A 17,149-nucleotide genomic window follows, 5' to 3' on the forward strand; every position below is an offset into this window, starting at 1 on the left:
TCTGACCTTCTTACTGTGTGTCTTTTATCAATGATAGATCAACACCCTGGAGTTCGTCGGCGGAGTCAGAGGTGTATAAGAGACAGGTATAAGAGACAGGTGCGGGCGGTCCGGCATGGCCGGGCGAGGAGCCGCGACCGGGCGGCCCCGGCCAGCGGCCGGCGCCGCCGAACCCGCCGGGCAACCGGTGGCCGGGCGCGGACCGCAGCTCGGAGGAAACGCAGCAGAACGCCCCGGTGCCGCCGCCCGGCCAGCACATGAAGTGGCCGGGTGAGGAGCCGCCGCAGGAGCAGACCGGCGCGTGGACGCCGTCGTTCGACGACGACGAGGACGACTCGCCGCTGGGCAAGCGGCTCAGCGGGGACTCGCGCGAACCGGACAACGGCGGCGGGCGCAAGCTCGACCTGCCGACCACGTACACCCCCACGCCGCCGAACGCCGGACGGCAGGGGCCGCCACCGCCGCCGCCAGGCGCGCAGCAGGGTCGGCAAGGCCCACCGCCGCCCCCGCCGCCAGGGCGGCCGCCGCAGCCGCCCGGTGAGCAGCCGACGCAGAACATCCCGCAGACCCCGGCGGGCGATCGCGACAGCGATCGACGCCGGGCCGGTGGTGCTGCCGCGGCGGGAGCCGCCGCAGGCGGGATCGCCGGGGCAGCCGCAGGCGCCGGGATGGCGGGCGCCGCAGGCGCCGCCGGCGCGGGCGCGGCCGGAGCCGGAGGCGCGGCCGGTGGAGCCATGGGCGCCGCAGGCGCGGCGGCGGGAGCCGCCGGTGGCCCGAAGGGCGGTGCCGGTGGCGGCGGGGGCGTAGCCCCCGAGCCGCAGCTGCTCACGCACCAGGAGCAGGGGAACTACAACTACTACGCCGACGACGACTACGACGACGACCCGTACGGCGGGTACGACGGGAATGATCGGAATGGCGACGACTTCGACGATCGCGATTCCGGCGATCGCGATGACCGGTACCGCGACGACGACCTCGACGCCGGCCCGGACGACATCCCCGACCCGGACGACGAGATGAGCGCCCGCCAAGCGAAGCGCAGTCGGCTCTGGCAGCGCGTCCGCCGGTCCTGCTACGTCGCCGCGGCCTTGGCCGTCCTGGTGCCGACCGCCGTGTTCATCTACGGCTACATCGTCTGGGAGCCGCCGAGCGAGGCTGCGGTGATGAGCAAGACCCGGCCGATCGAGCTGAAGTACGCGGACGGTTCGCCGATGGGACGCATCGAGCCGGACGGCTCGGCGGAGGTCGTGCACGACATCAGCGAGGTCTCGGTGGCGATGCAGAACGCCACCATGGCGGCCGAGGACGCCAGCTTCCGCACCAACCCCGGCTTCGACTTCAACGGCATCATGCGGTCGGTCTACTACCTGGCGACCGGTTCCGGCGTCGGCGGTGGCTCCACGATCACCCAGCAGTTCCTCAAGCTGGACCAGGACCTCAAGAAGGACCCGACCTACATCCGCAAGATCAAAGAGGTCGTCCTGGCGTTCAAGCTGACGAACAACCAGAGCAAAGACAACATCATGCTCGCCTACATGAACACGGCCGACTACGGCCGCGGCGCGAATGGCATCACGGCCGCGGCGCGGGCCTATTTCGGCAAGAAGCCGAGCGAGCTCAACGCGGCCGAGGCCGCCGTGCTCGCCGGTGTGGTGCAGACGCCCTACGGCAAGAACAGCAACGACCCGGGCCTGAACCCGGAGAAGGCCGAGAAGCGCTGGGACTACGTCGTCGGGCAGATGGCGGAGAACGGCTTCATCACCCAGGCCGAGCGGTCGTCCATGACGATGCCGCAGACCCTGCCGCGGTTGGAGTGGAAGACCAACAGCAGGTTGACGCCGGAGCAGGACGCCATCTACAAGGCCATCCTGACCGAGCTGGAGCCCAAGGGGCTGAGCGAGAGCGAGCTGTCCCGCGGCGGCTACGTGATCAAGACGACCATCGACCCGGACGCGCAGCAGAAGGCCGAGAAGGCCGTGCAGGACGTGATGGGCTCCCAGCCGAAGACGCTCCGCACCTCGCTGGTCGCGGTCGACCCGGAGAACGGTGAGATCCAGGCGTACTACGGATCCAAGCAGCAGAACGGTGACCTGGACTGGGCGAGCACGCCGCAGGAACCGGGTTCGTCGTTCAAGCCGTTCGCGGTGATCGCCGGCCTGGAGAAGGGCAAGGGCATCGGCGAGTACTACGACGGCAGCGGGGACCAGATCATCGCCGGGCACAAGTTCGACAACTCGCCCGGCGTGCACTGCGACGTTCCGACGCACTGCGGTGTCCGCGAGGCGATGACCAACTCGGTCAACACCGTGTTCGTGAACATGGCGGCCCAGTTCGGGCCCACGAAGGTGGCCGAGGCCGCCCACGCGGCGGGCATTCCGGATTCGACGAAGCTGCAAAGCCCCAACGGGGCCGTCGAGGCCGGTATCGCGCTGGGCATGTACCAGGTGCTCCCGAAGGACATGGCGGCCTCGTACGGCTCGTTCGTCAACGGCGGCAACAAGGTTCCGGCGCACTTCGTGAAGGAGGCCATCAGCCCCGAGACCGGGCCGTTCGACCTCGAGATCCCGGAGCCGAAGCCCGCCTTCGGCAGCGCGACGGAGAGCAAGGACATCGCCTACAACGTCTCGCAGTCGATGCTGAAGGTCGCCGAGCACTCGAAGGTCCCGCTGGCGGGCAACCGGCCCGTGGTGTCCAAGACCGGTACCCACCAGTGGCTGAGCACCACGAAGAACAAGAACGCGTGGATGATCGGCGCGGTCCCGCAGATCTCCACCGCGGTGGCGATGCAGAACGACGACGGCGGCCCGAAGCCGCTGGCCGACTCGAGCGGCGAAAGCTTCTACGGCGGTAACTGGCCTGCCAAGGTGTGGAAGAAGTTCATGGATTCCTACCTGCAGGGCAAGAAGGTCGAGGAGTTCCAGGAGGGCGACACGATCGGGCAGTTCGCGGACATCCCGCCGCCGCCTCCGCCGACGTCGGAACCGCCGCCGCCGACGTCGGCGCCGCCGACCGCGCCGCAGACCCAGACCAGCGAGCCGGACGAGCCGACCACCAGCAAGGAGCGGCCGGGCCACTGCGGTTGGCTCGACCCGAACTGCGACGACAACGGTGGCGGTGATTCCGGCGACGGACCGCCGAACGTCGCACCGACGAGAACAAGGGCATCCGGCTAGGACGCCGCAGCAAACCCGGAGGGGCACCCGCGAGCGGCGGGTGCCCCTCCGCGTTGTTCGGCCCAAGTAGCATCCGGGCGTGTCCACCTCGAACGAGCCCGCCAGCACCGAACCGGCGCCGACCCCCGGCGAGCGCGCGAGCTCGGCGGTGGACAGCGATTCCCTCGGCCCCGCCGACCGCGTCGCGCCGACCTGGACGGAGCCGCTGGCGCAGAAGCTCAGCCGGCCCTTCGGCGGTCGGCTCGGGCGGCACGCGCAGGTCGGGCGCCAGTGGTTCTGGACGCCGCTGCGGGTGATCTTGTTCTTCGCGGTGCTGGTGCTGGCCGCGGCCTGGCTGTTCAAGGCGCCCTGCCAGGTCACCTACGACACCGGCGACGGGCCGCAGCTGGACTGGCGGAACAGCAAGCAGTACACCGCCATGTGCTACACCGACATCATCCCGCGCTACGGCATGGGCGATCTCGCGCCGGACGACGCGTTCCCGTACAAGACGGCCTGGCTGGAGAACGCCGACACGCCGCAGGAGAAGGTCCGGTACATGGAGTACCCGGTGCTGACCGGCGTGTTCCAGTGGATCAACGCGCGGGCCGCGGACGGTTGGGCGACCCTGGCGGGCCACGGCTGGCTGCCGGGCGGCCTGACCAGCGTGCTGTACTTCAACATCTCGGCGTTCTGGCTGGCCGCGGCCTGGCTGGTGACCATCTGGGCGCTGGTGCTGCTGTGCCGCCGGCGGGTCTGGGACGCCGCGCTGGCCGCCGTGTCGCCGCTGGTCTTCGTGCACGCCTTCACCAATTTCGACGCCCTGGCCACGGCTTTCGGCACCGCCGGCCTGCTCGCGTGGGCGCGGCGCAGGCCCGTGCTGGCCGGGGTGCTGATCGGGCTCGGCGGCGCGGCGAAGCTCTACCCGCTGTTCTTCCTCGGCCCGCTGCTGGTGCTGGCCTGGCGCGCCGGGAAGATGGCGGACGCGCTGCGCACGGTGCTGGCCGCCGCGTTGGCCTGGCTGGTGGTCAACGTGCCGGTGCTCGTGCTCTACCCGGAGGGCTGGCGGGAGTTCTTCCGGCTCAACAACGAACGCCCGGCCGACCCGGACTCGCTCTACAACGTGCTGATGTACTTCACCGGCTGGGCGGGTTTTGACGGCCCGCTGCGGGACGGCGCCACGCCGACGGTGCTGAACGCGGTCAGCCTCGCCCTGTTCCTGGTCGCCTGCCTCGGCATCGGGTGGCTGGCGCTGGCCGCGCCGACCCGGCCGCGGCTGGCGCAGCTGTGCTTCCTGGTGGTCGCGGCGTTCCTGCTGACCAACAAGGTGTGGAGCCCGCAGTACTCGCTCTGGCTGGTGCCGCTGGCGGTGCTGGCGATTCCGCGCTGGCGGCTGCTGCTGACCTGGATGGTCGTCGACGCCGCGGTGTGGGCGCCGCGGATGTACTACTACCTCGGCACCGGCAACAAGGGCCTGCCGGAGGGCTGGTTCCTGGGCGCGGTGGTTATCCGCGACGCGATGGTCGTCGCGCTGTGCGTGCTGGTCGTCCGGGAGATCGTGCGGCCGGAGCGGGACAAGATCCGCGCGGCGCTCGCGATGCGGGGCGGTCGGGAGCCGGGCGCGATCGACGACCCGTGCGGCGGCTTCCTGGACGGCACACGAGACCGATTCGTGTTACCCGGTGTCGCCCGTTGGGGTAAGGAACGGCCGGGACAGGGGACGCGCACCTTAGCGTCGAGGCGGTGATCTTCCGCCACTGATGGAGGTGCTTCGCTGATGGTCGGCCGACGATCCCTCACCCTGGTGCTCACCGCGGCGGCCGCGCTGGCCGCGCCCACCGCGACCGCGTCGGCCGAGACGCCGCCGGGTGCGCTGGAAGTCCGCCTGGGCGAGGTGACCTGCCACGACCTGTCGCCGCTCACCGCGACGTTCCCGTGGTTAAGCCCGTTCTTCCCCGGTGATCTGAGCGCGTCGCCGCTGGTCCGCTACGAGATCCGCCGCGCGACGGAAGGGCTCGCGCCGTTCGAGGTGACCGTCGACGGCGAGCGGCGGGCCATCGGCACGGTCGGCCGCGGCGGCCTGGTTTCGGCGCAGGTCCCGCTGACCAACGAGGAGGCGACCGAGGTCGTGGTGGCCTCCGGCGGGCAGATCCTGGCGAACCGCACCTACCACGCCCGCTGCTGATCGACCCGCCGAAGGCGGGTGCCCGCCCGGGTCCCCCGCCGGGCGGGCACCGGCGCGTCCGGGGTAGGCCCGCGGGCGGACTGGGCGTCAGTCCGCGGGCGGATCCGGTTCAGGGGGATCTCGGGGTCGTTCCCTGACGCACCGCGGCGCCGCCTCGGCGAGCATTGAGGCATGACGACGTACCGCATGGCACTGTCCCGGCCGAGCGACAAGGCGATGATCGCGGGGGTGTGCGCCGGTCTGGCCGACCGGTTCGGGATGAAGCCGTTCACCGTCCGCCTGCTGTTCCTGCTGTCCTGCCTGCTGCCCGGCCCGCAGTTCGTGATCTACATCGTGCTCTGGGTCTTGATGCCGAAGCGCTGACCGCTCGCGCGCTAGGCGCGGCGGACGCACCAGGCCGTGACCAGCAGCGTGCTGGCGGCCAGGCTGAAGGCGGCGACGAGCGCGGACCGCACGAGCAGCGCAGCGCTCGTCGCGTCCGCGCTCAGCGCCAGCAACAGCGGGAACGCCAGCGGAATCCACTTCGCCAGCAACGCGATCGCGAACAGCGCCGCCGCCGCGATCACCGTGTACCCGATGCGGCGGACGACCAGTCCGGAGCACGGCAGGGCGACGGCGATGCCGAACGCGGCGCACGCGACGTGCGCCAGCAGGCCGATGCCGAGATCGCCCGGCGGGTGGTCGAGCCCGTGCGAGATCTCCGCCCAGGCAACGGAAAGCACCGCGAGCCCGATCGAGCAGCACAGCACCGCCAGCACGACGCTCGCCAGCATCCGGGCCATCGATCCGGCGTGCGCGCGGGTGACCGTGCGCTGCACGACGTCCTCCACGTCGACCAGCGCGATCGTCATCCAGCCGGCCACGATCAGCAATCCCGCCGCGGTCACCGCGAAGCCGGGCAGCGCCGGGCCGTCGTTGTTGCTGTAGAAGATGGCCAGCAACGCGATGTAGAGCAGCACCGGCGGTAGGTAGCGCTGCGAGTGGCCGAGGATGGCCAGCTGGTAGCGGATCAGCGGGATCACCGCGCGGCCACCGAGAGCACCGCGCAACCCTGCTGGATCGCCTTGAGCAGCAAGGATTCCCGAGCTTCCACGGTCACCACCAGTGTCACGTCCAGGTGTCCCGGGCGCACCGCCTGCACGCCGGGCTGCGCCGCCCAGTCGACGGATTCGCCGTCGCGCAACACGATCCGGCAAGTCTCGACCTCGGCTTCGAGCGGTTCGAGGCGCCCGTCGGAGAGCCGGTGCGAGCGGGTGGCCAGCGCCCGCACCGCTTCCGGCCGGTGGTCGGTGAACACGACGGCCGTGCCCGCCGCCGAGACCTCGCCGATCACCTCGGTGAGCACGTCGCGAGCATCGGGATCCAGGCCCGACCACGGTTCGTCCAGCACCAGGAGCTCGGGATCGCACAGCAGCGCCTGCGCGATCCCGACCTTCTGCGCGTTGCCCTTCGACAGGTCGCGCAGCGGGGTGTCCGGGCCGCCGGCGAGCGCGAAGCGGTCGAGCCAGCCGTCGGCCCGAGTGGCTGCCTCCACAGTGGACAATCCACTGATGCGGCCCAGGTGGCGGAGGTAGGCGCGGGCGCTCATCCGCTGCCGAGCGGGAAACCGGTCCGGCACGTACCCGATGCGCGGCCGACCGGTGACGGTGCCGCCGGACGGCCGGGAGACCCCGGCGAGGATCCGCAGCAGCGTCGACTTCCCGGAACCGTTGGCGCCCAGGATCCCGACGGCCGCACCGGTCGGCACGTCGAGGTCAACGCCCCGGAGCACCGACCGGGCCCCATGGCGCTTGGTGACGCCCGAAAGCTCCCGCACCACCACGTCAGAACCCCTCGGAAGTCGTCCTCCGGTGCGCGGACACCCGGAGGGACGCAATTTCAATGGAAATCAGAGGTTCGATTTCCATTGAAATTGCGGCGGTCAGCGGCGGGCGTGGGCGTCGAGGACGTAGGCGATGGCCGAGGTGACCTTGGCCGCGAAGGCCAGGTGCAGCGACTCGTCCGGCACGTGCGCGTTGCTGTCCGGGCCGAGCGCGCCGGTCACCACGAACTGCGCGTCCGGGTAGGCGTTGTGCAGCAGGCCCATGAACGGGATCGAGCCGCCGAGGCCCATCGTCCGCCAGCCCGCCCCGAACACCTCGTCGCTCGCCTGGTCCAGCGCCGCCGCCAGCCACGGCGCGAGGTCGGGGGCGTTCCAGCCCAGCCCGGTCTCGGCGTGCCCGAAGGTCACCTTCGCGCCGTAGGGCACGTCGGTGGTCAGTCGCTCCTGGACCGCGCGGATCGCGGCTTCGGGGTCGGCGGTCGGCGGCAGCCGGAAGCTCAGCAGCAGCGTCGTGAAGGGCCGCAGCACGTTGCCCGCGTCCGCGGGCTTCGGCAGCCCGTCGGCGCCGATCACCGAGAGCGTCGGCCGCCAGGTGCTGTTCAGGGCGAGCTCGACCTCGTCGTCGTCGACCGGCCGCAACCCCTCCGGCCACGGCACGACGCTGCGCACCAGGCCGGGCACGGCCTCGATCGCGGCGCGCACCTCGGCGACCCGGTTCTCCGGGATCTGCACGTTCAGTTCGGGCACCAGGACCTCGCCGGTCGTGGAGTCCTCCAGCCGGTCCAGCAGCTCCCGCAGCACCCGGAACGAGCTGGGCGCGATGCCGCTGGCGATGCCGGAGTGCAGGCCGCTGTCGAGCACCTGCACCTTGACCTCGAGCTGCACCATGCCGCGCAGCGAGTTCGTCAGCCACAGCCGGTCGTAGTCGCCCGCCCCGGAGTCCAGGCACACCACCAGCGACACGGCGCCGAGCCGGCCGGACAGGTGCTCCAGGTAGGCGGGCAGGTCGGGGCTGCCGGACTCCTCGCCGGTCTCCAGCAGCACCACGCAGCGCGCGTGCGCGCCGCCGTGCGCGCGGACCGCCTCGATGGCGGTGATCGCCGCGTACCCGGCGTAGCCGTCGTCGGCGGAGCCGCGGCCGTACAGCCGGCCGTCGCGGACCACCGGCGTCCACGGCCCGAGGCCCTCGGACCAGCCGCCGACCGGCGGTTGCTTGTCGAGGTGGCCGTAGAGCAGCACCGTCTCGTCGGGCGTGCCCTCGCTGGCCGGGATGTCCACCAGGAGCAGCGGGGTGCGTTCCGGCAGCCGCACGACCTCGATGTTCGCGCCGGCGATGTGCCGCGCCGCGACCCACGCCCGCAGGTGCTCGATGGCGGCGTCGAGATGCCCGGAGGTGACCCACTCGGAGTCGAAGGAGGGCGAGATCGCCGGGATCTTCACCAGCTCGGAGAGGCTCGGCAGGACGGACTCGTCCCACGCCTGGTCAACGGTCTTGGCTACGGCTGCACGATCCACGCCGCGATCCTATGCCCGCGCCGACCGGGACGTCGCCAATGGCCGGAACTGCTCAAACAGCCGCCCGAGCGACGTTCCGCAGCACCGGGGCCGTGTGCGTTTCGTGCTGTTGTAGCGACACAAAATGCTCACGGCCGACGCGCACCCCGCTGCGGTCAGCTGCTGGTCACGGCCGCGGTGGTGGTGGCCGCGATGGCTCCGGCGCTGATCGCCGCGGTCGCGGCCGCGACCGCGGCTTCCACGGCCTTGCCGAGCTGCTCGCCCTTGCTGATCTCCTTCAGCCGCTTGCGCTCCGCCCGCTCCAGCCCGAGCGACCGGACCAGGTTGGTCGCGTGCACCATCGCCGCGAGCAGCGCCCGGCGGTTGTCCAGCGCGATCTCGTCGCGGGCGACCGCGCGCAGTTCGGCGATCAGCGCCTGCCGCGCCCCGGTGTCGGGGAGGTACTTGTCGTACGGGATGAACAGCACCGACTTCTCCTCGCGGCGCATCAGGCCCCGTTCGGCGAGGGCGGCGCAGTGCACCTTGCGCGCGCTCTTGCGGTGCTGGATGAAGCTGTGCGCGGCCACCGGCTTGTTCGCCGACCCCGCCTTCTTGACCAGGTATCCCATGCAGTCGTCGAGCCAGCCGATGCCGCTCGGGCTCGCGTCGAGCACCTGGATCTTCATCCGGACGAAGTCGATCCGGTGCTGCAGCACGAGCTCGCCGAGTTCCGCTGCGCCGGCGTAGTCGGACATCGAGTAGTACGAGCCGTTGTCCTTCTGGAGCAGCAGCGCGAACTCTTCGGGCAGGGTCAGCGTGGTCATGCCGCCCAGTCTCGCAGCGAATCGCGGCCGACGCGGCCGGATCGGACCGGCTAGACGCGGCCCATCGCCGCCAGGAAGCGCATCGCCAGCGGCTCGGCGGGCACGATCTCCTCGACCTCGAAGCGGGCGACCTCGCCTTCCGGCACACCGGCCGCCTCGGCGAGCTTGGCGGGCGTCCAGCCCTGTTCCTGGCGGACTACGCGCACCAGCCGCACCAGGTCTTCGGTGTCGTGCGGGTGCTCAGCGGGCTCGGCCATGGAAGCGCTCCCTGCTCCGGGATCCGGTCGCTTCCCAACATAGCCAGCCGAGTGGATCAGCCGCCCCCCGCCACGATTATCGCCGGGACCGCCGTGATCGCCGCCATCGCCGCCGAGACCGCCGCGCTGACGGCGTTGCCCAGGTCCTCGGTCTCGGCGATCGACTTCAGCCGGTTCCGCTGCGCGCGGTCGAAATCGAGCAGGTACACCAGCCCGCTGCGGTAGGTCACCGCGCTGAGCAGCGCCAACCGCTCGTCGACCGGCCGCTGGCCGGCGGCCAGCTCGTGCAGTTCGGCGAGCAGCGCGCCGCGGACACCGCGATCCGGGTGGTAGCGGTCGTCCGGCAGCACGCCCAAGAACTTCCGCCGCTCGCGGCGCAGGAACCCGTGCTCGACCAGTACCTGGCGATGCGTCGCGAACGTGCCGGTGCGCCCCGCCAGCCACCAGCTCAGGTCGATCGGCCGGTTCGGTCGTCCGGCGCGTTGCCGGAAGTCCTCGAACAGCCGGTCCATCCACGGCAGTCCGCTCGAACCGGAGTCGATCAGGCGCACCGCCGTGCCGGTCAGCTCGACGCGGCCCCGCAGGACCAGCTCGCCGATCTCGGCCGCGGCGGTCGCCGTGTTCGGGTTCGCGCTGACGAAGTAGGTGCCGTTGTCCTTGTGCAGCAGCAGGACGAACTCGTCGGGCAGCGCGAGCGGGTTGGGGAACTCGGCCACGAGTCCAGTTTGTCCTATTTTTGCCGCCGGAGACACCGGCTTCGCAATATCGGTACCGCGATGGTCCGGAAGGCATTAGTCGGACCTCCATTACTTCGATGACCTGCGGTTTTGCCTTTTCTGGCGGCGAACTACGGTGATCACGCGGGAGGAAGCCGACCGGACCGCGGTCGTGTCGAATCCCTGTGGCAGGGCTCACGAAAAGGGCCGGTTTCGTGCCAGGATGACGGGGAGCGATCCAACCGCTCCGACCGGAACGCCGGGCGATCCACCAGATCACCTGCGGTTTCGACCGGGGCAGTCGGGCCACGCCGCCACAAGCGGGTGGGCCGGCGCGACACGAGGAGATCACGCATGTCCCCCGAGCAATGGACGCGACCCGAGACCGAAGGCACCACCGGCCCCCCTGCCGCTGTCGCAGCGAAACCCACACGGGAGCAGGTGATCGCCGGTTTGCGCGCCACGAGCGAAGGTGGAGCTGACCTGGTTCAGCTACTCACCCCAGAAGGTCAGCGGGTCGAACACCCGGACTTCGACATCGACGTCTCCGACGCGCAGCTGCGCGACCTGTACCGGGACATGGTGCTGGTGCGCCGCGCCGACCGGGAGGGCAACGCCCTGCAGCGGCAGGGCCAGCTGGGCATCTGGGTGCCGTTGCTCGGCCAGGAAGCCGCCCAGATCGGGGCCGGCCGGGCGCTGCAGCCGCAGGACATGGCCTTCCCCAGCTACCGCGAGCACGGCGTCGCCTGGTGCCGCGGCATCGATCCGACCGACCTGCTGGGCATCTTCCGCGGCACCGACCACGGCAGCTGGGACCCGGTCGACACCCGGTTCCACCTGTACACGATCGTCATCGGCAACCAGTGCCTGAACGCCACCGGCTACGCGATGGGCCAGCGCTTCGACGGCAAGGTCGGCGAGCCCGACGGCGAGGCCACCATGGTCTTCTTCGGTGACGGCGCCACCAGCCAGGGCGACGTGCACGAGGCGATGGTGTGGTCGGCCGTCTACGACGCGCCGGTGGTCTTCTTCTGCCAGAACAACCAGTGGGCGATCTCCGAGCCGCTGGAGCGCCAGACCCGCGTGCCGCTCTACCGGCGCGCCAGCGGGTACGGCTTCCCCGGCATCCGGGTGGACGGCAACGACGTGCTGGCCAGCCTCGCGGTCAGCAAGTGGGCGCTGGACGAGTGCCGCCAGGGCAACGGCCCGGTGCTGATCGAGGCGTTCACCTACCGGATGGACGCGCACACCACCTCCGACGACCCGACCCGGTACCGGCTGGCCGACGAGCACGAGGCCTGGAAGCTCAAGGACCCGATCGAACGGCTGCGGGTGCACCTGGTCCGCGAGCAGATCGCCGACCAGGGCTTCTTCGACGGCGTCGACGCCGAGGCCGACGAGCTCGCCGCCCGGCTGCGCGACTTCTGCTTCAACATGCCCGAACCGCCACCCGAACGGATGTTCTCCGAGGTCTACGCCGAGGAAACCCCGCAGCTGGCCGCCCAGCGCGAGGACTACCTGCAATACCTGGCCGGATTCGCCGACGACGCGATGGCAGGAGGTGTGCGCTGATGGCAGCGCCCGCGTTGGAACGCCCGACCGCCACGGCGGGGACCCAGACCGTCACGATCGCCAAGGCGCTGAACATGGGCCTGCGCGCGTCGCTGGAACGCGACCCGAAGGTCCTGGTGATGGGCGAGGACGTCGGCAAGCTCGGCGGCGTCTTCCGGATCACCGACGGCCTGCAGAAGGACTTCGGCGAGCACCGCGTGCTGGACACCCCGCTGGCCGAGTCCGGCATCATCGGCGCCGCCATCGGGCTGGCCATCCGCGGCTACCGCCCGGTGTGCGAGATCCAGTTCGACGGCTTCATCTTCCCCGGCTTCGACCAGATCGTCTCCCAGCTGGCCAAGCTGCACTTCCGCAGCCAGGGCAAGCTGAAGATGCCGGTCGTCGTGCGGGTGCCCTTCGGCGGCGGCATCGGCGCCGTCGAGCACCACTCGGAGTCGCCGGAATCCCTGTTCGCGCACATCGGCGGCCTGAAGGTGGTGTCCTGCTCGAACCCGGTGGACGCCTACTGGATGCTGCAGCAGGCCATCGAGTGCGACGACCCGGTGCTGTTCTTCGAGCCGAAGCGCCGCTACTACGAGAAGGCGGAGCTCGACCCGAGCACGCCGCCGATCCCGCTGTTCAGCTCGCGCGTGGCGCGCGCCGGTTCGGCGGTGACCGTGGCGGCGTACGGGCCGATGGTCCGCACCTGCCTCGACGCGGCGGCCGCGGCGGCCGAGGACGGGCTGGAGCTGGAGGTCATCGACCTGCGCACGCTGTCGCCGCTGGACCTGGACCCGGTGTTCGAGTCGGTGCGCCGCACCGGCCGGCTGGTGCTGGTCAGCGAGGCCCCGGCGGAGGCATCGGTCACCTCGGAGATCGCCACGAGGGTGCAGCAGGAGTGCTTCTACTCGCTGGAGGCCCCGGTGCTGCGCGCGACGGGATTCGACACGCCCTACCCGCCGAGCAAGCTGGAGGAGGGCTTCCTGCCCGACCTCGACCGGGTACTCGACGCGGTCGACCGTTCGCTGGCGTACTGACAGGCCCGTCTCCGAACTCGCGCTGCTCGGCGGTGCCGGTAGCGGCCCCTGCGGGAATCACGGTCGCCTTCTCGCCGTGGGATCCCCGACATCATGAATGCCGACGTCGGGGTGTCCTCGCGAGAAGACGCCTGAACCCGCGGCGGTGCGAGTTTCGAGGGTGGGCCAAGCGGCTGCGCCGCTTCAAAGACAAAATCAAGACCGAGTTCGCCAACAGGCTCTGAGGGAGTCGTTCGATGGCACTGAAGCACTTCCCGCTGCCCGACGTCGGCGAGGGGCTGACCGAAGCGGAAATCCTCGGCTGGCGCGTCCAGCCCGGTGACGCCGTCACCGTCAACCAGGTGATCGTCGAGATCGAGACGGCCAAGGCATCCGTCGAGCTGCCCTGCCCGTGGGCCGGCACGGTCCGCGAGCTGCTCGTCGAGCCGGGGCAGACCGTCGAGGTCGGGTCGCCGATCATCGCGATCGACCTCGAAGGCTCGGCCGGTGGAGCCGCCCCCGCCGAGGGGGCCGGCAAGATCGGCGAGGAGTCCAACGGCCGCATCGCCACGCTGGTCGGCTACGGCCCGCGGACGGCGAGCGCGAAGCGTCGCCCGCGCAAGGGCCGGGTGCCCGCCGCCGCGCAGGTCGTGGAGGTTCCGGTGCCTGAGCCGGTTGCGGTGGAGCCGGTGCCCGAGCCGGTTGCGGTGGAGCCGGTGGCGCAGCAGGGCGGCTACGTGCCGCTGGCGAAGCCGCCGGTGCGCAAGCTGGCCAAGGACCTCGGCGTGGACCTGACCGCGCTCAGCGGGTCCGGGGCCGGCGGCGTGATCACCCGCGAGGACGTGCAGTCCGCCGCGGGCGGTGCGACCGTCGGGCTGCCCGCGGCGGCCGAAGCGCCGGCCGGGCGGGAGCGGCGGGTGCCGATCAAGGGCGTCCGCAAGGCGACCGCGCAGGCGATGGTGGACAGCGCGTTCACCGCCCCGCACGTCACCGAGTTCCTCACCATCGACGTCACGCCGATGATGGAGCTGCGGGAACGCCTGAAGTCGCACCCGGAGTTCCGCGGCGTCAAGGTCACGCCGCTGGCGTTCGCGGCGAAGGCCGTGTGCCTCGCGGCCCGCCGGACCCCGGACGTCAACGCCACCTGGGACGGGGCGGCCGGCGAGATCGTCTACAAGGACTACGTGCACCTGGGCATCGCGGCGGCCACGCCGCGCGGCCTGGTGGTGCCCAAGGTCCGCGACGCCGACCGGATGTCCCTGAAGGAGCTGGCGGAGGCGCTGGAGCGGCTCGCCACGACCGCGCGGGAGGGCAAGACGACCCCGGCGGAGATGGTGGGCGGCACGATCACCATCACCAACGTCGGCGTGTTCGGCGTCGACACCGGGACGCCGATCCTCAACCCGGGCGAGTCCGCGATCCTCGCGCTCGGCGCGATCCGCGACATGCCGTGGGTTGTGGACGGCCAGGTGGTGCCCCGGAAGGTCTGCCAGCTGGCGCTGAGCTTCGACCACCGGGTGGTCGATGGCCAGCAGGGCTCCCAGTTCCTCGCGGACGTCGGAGCGCTCCTGGCCGACCCGAGCATGGCCATCACGTACTGATCAGTTCCGAGGAGGCGCCTTCCGCCGGCAGCACCGGTGGAAGGCGCCTCCTCACGCGCGCTTGAAGGTGCGGATGCCTTCGGCCGGCGTCCAGTGCCGGATGACCAGGTGGGTCCGGTCGTCGGAGAGGCCGGTGGTGGTCACCTCGGTGAGGTCCAGGCGGAAGAGGTGTGAGTCCTCGCTCGGCGGCTTGGCCTCCTCGACCCAGGCCCGCAGCTCGTCGCCGGTGACCTCGACCGCCCGGCCGGCGATCTTCACGTCCGGAGCCGCCATCGAACCGTCGCCGGGGTTGGCGTGCAGCGCGAACCGCTGATCCCGACGCAGGTCCAGAGCCTTCTTGGCGCCGGGCATCGAGCCCAGCGTGAGGTCCGGGCCGCGCCAACCGACCTCCGTGCCGCTGACCCGCGGCGAACCGTCCCGGCGCAGCGTGGCCAGCACGTGGTGCTTGGCCTCCTCCAACCGCGCCCGGACGCTTTCCGCCAGTTCGGGCGCTTGTTCCGCGAATTCCTGCCACGACGTCATGCGCGCCATGTTGGCAGGCGGCACCGACACGCGTGGGATGCGGCGAACGGCCTGCTCACCTCGTCGTGCGAGGCGAACAGGCCGTTCGCAGCAAAACCGGAATCGGGTCAGTCGCCCTTGCGGCGCCGCCCGCCGCGCCGGGATCCGCCGCCCGCCGATGCCGACGCCGCCACCGGCTCCGCCGCCTCCGCGGACTCGTCCGCCGACGACTTCTGCTCGTCGTACTCGCGGAGGAAGTCGAACGCGTGCTTGTCGAAGTCGTGGATGTCGATCTCGGGCAGCTCGCCGAGCTCGTTGTTCAGTTCCCGGAAGATCGGTGTCTCCAGGTCAGGGGTGGTCTTCTTCACCGCTTCGCCCTCCCGTTCACTCTCGAAGCTGTGGCCGGGCCGCCGCGCGCGACGTCGTCGCCCACCGCGTCCCGTCCGAGCCCTCCCCGCGGAGCTCGCCCGGCGCAGCCGGACACCGCGAGGTGCCCGTTCCACGTCGGTGTGACGCGCGCCGAGGCGGATGATGACTCCACCGCCGGCGACATTCATCCATTTGGACCAGTCCCATGGTGCACTTGCCGCGTGGCGCCGATGCACGGGCCCACGAAATGGTGCACCGCTCCTGTTCAACCCGCGCACACTTTGTGCAATTCCGCACCGTGGCGAGCGCCACTCCGCAACCCGGGCAAACCATTGCCAACCGAGCTTTCCGGGTGGGGCCGCTAGCGGAGCTGGCCGAGGATCTGGCTGTGGGAGCGGCTTTCGAAGATCGGGCCGCCGCGGGAACCCGCGACGGCCCGGCGGGCTCAGGCGATGTGACGACCGGAGATGGCGCGGGCCACCACCAGCTGCTGGATCTGCTCGGTGCCTTCGAAGATGTCGTAGATCTTGGCGTCGCGGTGCATCCGCTCCACCGGGAACTCCCGGGTGTAGCCGTTGCCGCCGAGGATCTGGATCGCCCGCTCCGTCGCCCAGGTGGCCACCCGGCCCGCCTTGAGCTTCGACATCGAGCCCTCGCCCGCGGTGAACCCGCCGTTGCGGCCCAGCCACGCCGCCCGCCACACCAGCAGCCGCGCCGCGTCGATCTCCATCCGCATGTCGGCCAGCGTGAACGCGATCGACTGGTTCTCGATGATGGGCCGCCCGAAGGTCTCCCGCTGCTGCGCGTACTCCAGGGCGGTCTCGTAGGCCGCCCGCGCGATGCCGATGGCCTGCGCGCCGACGGTCGGGCGGGAGAGCTCGAAGGTCTTCATCGCCGCCTGCGAGCTGGCCTTGCCGCCCTCGCGGGCGCGGGCCAGCCGCGCGTCCAGCTTCTCCTTGCCGCCCAGCAGGCAGTTGCCGGGCACCCGCACGTCGTCCAGGAACACGTCGGCGGTGTGCGAGGCGCGCAGCCCGTGCTTGCGGATCTTGCTCGGCGCCTCCAGGCCCTTGGTGCCCGGCGGAACCACGAACGCGGCCTGGCCGCGGGAGCCCAGCTCCGGGTCCACGACCGCCTGCACGACGTGCACGTTCGCGATGCCGCCGTTGGTGGCCCACGCCTTCTGCCCGTTGAGCACCCACTCGTCGGTGGCCTCGTCGTAGACCGCGCGGGTGCGCATCGCCGCGACGTCGGAACCGGCCCCGGGCTCCGACGAGCAGAACGCCGCGACCTTGGGGTCGTCCGCGTCGCCGTAGCACTGCGGCACCCACTCGGCGAGCTGGTCGGGCGTGCCCGCGGCGAAGATCCCGGCGACCGCGAGGGTGGTGCCGAAGATCGCCATGCCGATGCCGCCGTCGCCCCAGAACAGCTCCTCGTTGGCGATCGGCAGCGACAGGCCGGTGTCGTCGGCCCAGAACGTGGCCAGCGTTTCGAAGCCGTAGAGCCCGATCTTGGCGGCCTCCTGGATGATCGGCCAGGGGGTTTCCTCGCGCTCGTCCCATTCCCGCGCGGCCGGCCGGATGGTCTTCTCGGCGAAGCCGTGCACCCAGTCGCGCAGCTCCTGCTGTTCCTCGCTCAGTTCCAGGGAGAAAGTCATCGCC

General features: G+C 71.0%; 16 protein-coding genes. 7 read left to right on the forward strand and 9 right to left on the reverse strand.

Annotated elements, in window-relative coordinates; translation table 11 throughout:
• Positions 1–236: 236 nt before the first annotated feature.
• The 4 genes from E1288_RS25885 to E1288_RS25900 all read left to right on the forward strand — a co-directional run bounded on the left by E1288_RS25885 (position 237) and on the right by E1288_RS25900 (position 5,703).
• The gene (locus E1288_RS25885) at positions 237–3,176 is read left to right on the forward strand and encodes a transglycosylase domain-containing protein (RefSeq protein ID WP_132489408.1); all 2,940 of its coding nucleotides are present in this window, start codon (positions 237–239) and stop codon (positions 3,174–3,176) included.
• 79 nt (positions 3,177–3,255) lie between these two features.
• On the forward strand, positions 3,256–4,902 hold the full coding sequence (locus E1288_RS25890) for a glycosyltransferase family 87 protein (RefSeq protein ID WP_235883803.1): 1,647 nt from the start codon (positions 3,256–3,258) through the stop codon (positions 4,900–4,902).
• Between the two features lie 30 nt (positions 4,903–4,932).
• Complete coding sequence (locus E1288_RS25895; RefSeq protein WP_165968260.1) at positions 4,933–5,340, forward strand: hypothetical protein; 408 nt, start codon at positions 4,933–4,935, stop codon at positions 5,338–5,340.
• 171 nt (positions 5,341–5,511) lie between these two features.
• Positions 5,512–5,703: a PspC domain-containing protein gene (locus E1288_RS25900; RefSeq protein ID WP_165968261.1), complete on the forward strand. Its 192-nt coding sequence runs from the start codon at positions 5,512–5,514 to the stop codon at positions 5,701–5,703.
• An 11-nt stretch (positions 5,704–5,714) separates the two neighbouring features.
• On the opposite strand, the gene E1288_RS25905 is transcribed toward E1288_RS25900, so the two are convergent.
• From E1288_RS25905 to E1288_RS25930, 6 genes are all read right to left on the reverse strand, one after another.
• On the reverse strand, positions 5,715–6,362 hold the full coding sequence (locus E1288_RS25905) for a hypothetical protein (protein ID WP_132489412.1): 648 nt from the start codon (positions 6,360–6,362) through the stop codon (positions 5,715–5,717).
• Complete coding sequence (locus tag E1288_RS25910; protein ID WP_132489534.1) at positions 6,359–7,156, reverse strand: ABC transporter ATP-binding protein; 798 nt, start codon at positions 7,154–7,156, stop codon at positions 6,359–6,361. Before E1288_RS25910 ends, E1288_RS25905 begins: the two co-directional genes overlap by 4 nt.
• 105 nt (positions 7,157–7,261) lie before the next feature.
• Positions 7,262–8,677, reverse strand: coding sequence for a M20/M25/M40 family metallo-hydrolase (locus E1288_RS25915; protein ID WP_132489414.1), 1,416 nt, complete (start codon positions 8,675–8,677; stop codon positions 7,262–7,264).
• A 155-nt stretch (positions 8,678–8,832) separates the two neighbouring features.
• Positions 8,833–9,480, reverse strand: coding sequence for a GOLPH3/VPS74 family protein (locus E1288_RS25920; RefSeq protein WP_132489416.1), 648 nt, complete (start codon positions 9,478–9,480; stop codon positions 8,833–8,835).
• 50 nt (positions 9,481–9,530) lie between these two features.
• Positions 9,531–9,737 carry a helix-turn-helix domain-containing protein gene (locus E1288_RS25925; RefSeq protein ID WP_132489418.1) on the reverse strand — a complete coding sequence of 69 codons (207 nt, stop codon included), beginning with the start codon at positions 9,735–9,737 and terminating at the stop codon, positions 9,531–9,533.
• Between the two features lie 56 nt (positions 9,738–9,793).
• Positions 9,794–10,453, reverse strand: a complete 660-nt coding sequence (locus E1288_RS25930; RefSeq protein WP_165968262.1) for a GOLPH3/VPS74 family protein — start codon at positions 10,451–10,453, stop codon at positions 9,794–9,796.
• Positions 10,454–10,807: 354 nt separating this feature from the next.
• Here E1288_RS25930 and pdhA point away from each other — a divergent pair, with 354 nt between their 5' ends.
• From pdhA to E1288_RS25945, 3 genes are all read left to right on the forward strand, one after another.
• A complete protein-coding gene (gene pdhA, locus E1288_RS25935; protein WP_132489422.1) occupies positions 10,808–12,025 on the forward strand; it encodes a pyruvate dehydrogenase (acetyl-transferring) E1 component subunit alpha in 1,218 nt (405 codons plus the stop codon).
• Positions 12,025–13,041: an alpha-ketoacid dehydrogenase subunit beta gene (locus E1288_RS25940; RefSeq protein ID WP_132489424.1), complete on the forward strand. Its 1,017-nt coding sequence runs from the start codon at positions 12,025–12,027 to the stop codon at positions 13,039–13,041. The genes pdhA and E1288_RS25940 overlap by 1 nt, the downstream gene beginning before the upstream one ends.
• Positions 13,042–13,277: 236 nt before the next feature.
• Positions 13,278–14,621: a dihydrolipoamide acetyltransferase family protein gene (locus tag E1288_RS25945; protein WP_132489426.1), complete on the forward strand. Its 1,344-nt coding sequence runs from the start codon at positions 13,278–13,280 to the stop codon at positions 14,619–14,621.
• A gap of 51 nt (positions 14,622–14,672) precedes the next feature.
• Here E1288_RS25945 and E1288_RS25950 read toward each other — a convergent pair whose 3' ends face one another.
• From E1288_RS25950 to E1288_RS25960, 3 genes are all read right to left on the reverse strand, one after another.
• A complete protein-coding gene (locus E1288_RS25950) occupies positions 14,673–15,143 on the reverse strand; it encodes a pyridoxamine 5'-phosphate oxidase family protein (RefSeq protein ID WP_132489428.1) in 471 nt (156 codons plus the stop codon).
• Between the two features lie 107 nt (positions 15,144–15,250).
• Positions 15,251–15,490, reverse strand: a complete 240-nt coding sequence (locus tag E1288_RS25955; protein ID WP_132489430.1) for a hypothetical protein — start codon at positions 15,488–15,490, stop codon at positions 15,251–15,253.
• Positions 15,491–15,936: 446 nt separating this feature from the next.
• On the reverse strand, positions 15,937–17,145 hold the full coding sequence (locus E1288_RS25960) for an acyl-CoA dehydrogenase family protein (RefSeq protein ID WP_132489432.1): 1,209 nt from the start codon (positions 17,143–17,145) through the stop codon (positions 15,937–15,939).
• Positions 17,146–17,149 lie beyond the last annotated feature (4 nt).

Source organism: Saccharopolyspora elongata, from assembly GCF_004348985.1.
Lineage (GTDB): Bacteria > Actinomycetota > Actinomycetes > Mycobacteriales > Pseudonocardiaceae > Saccharopolyspora > Saccharopolyspora elongata.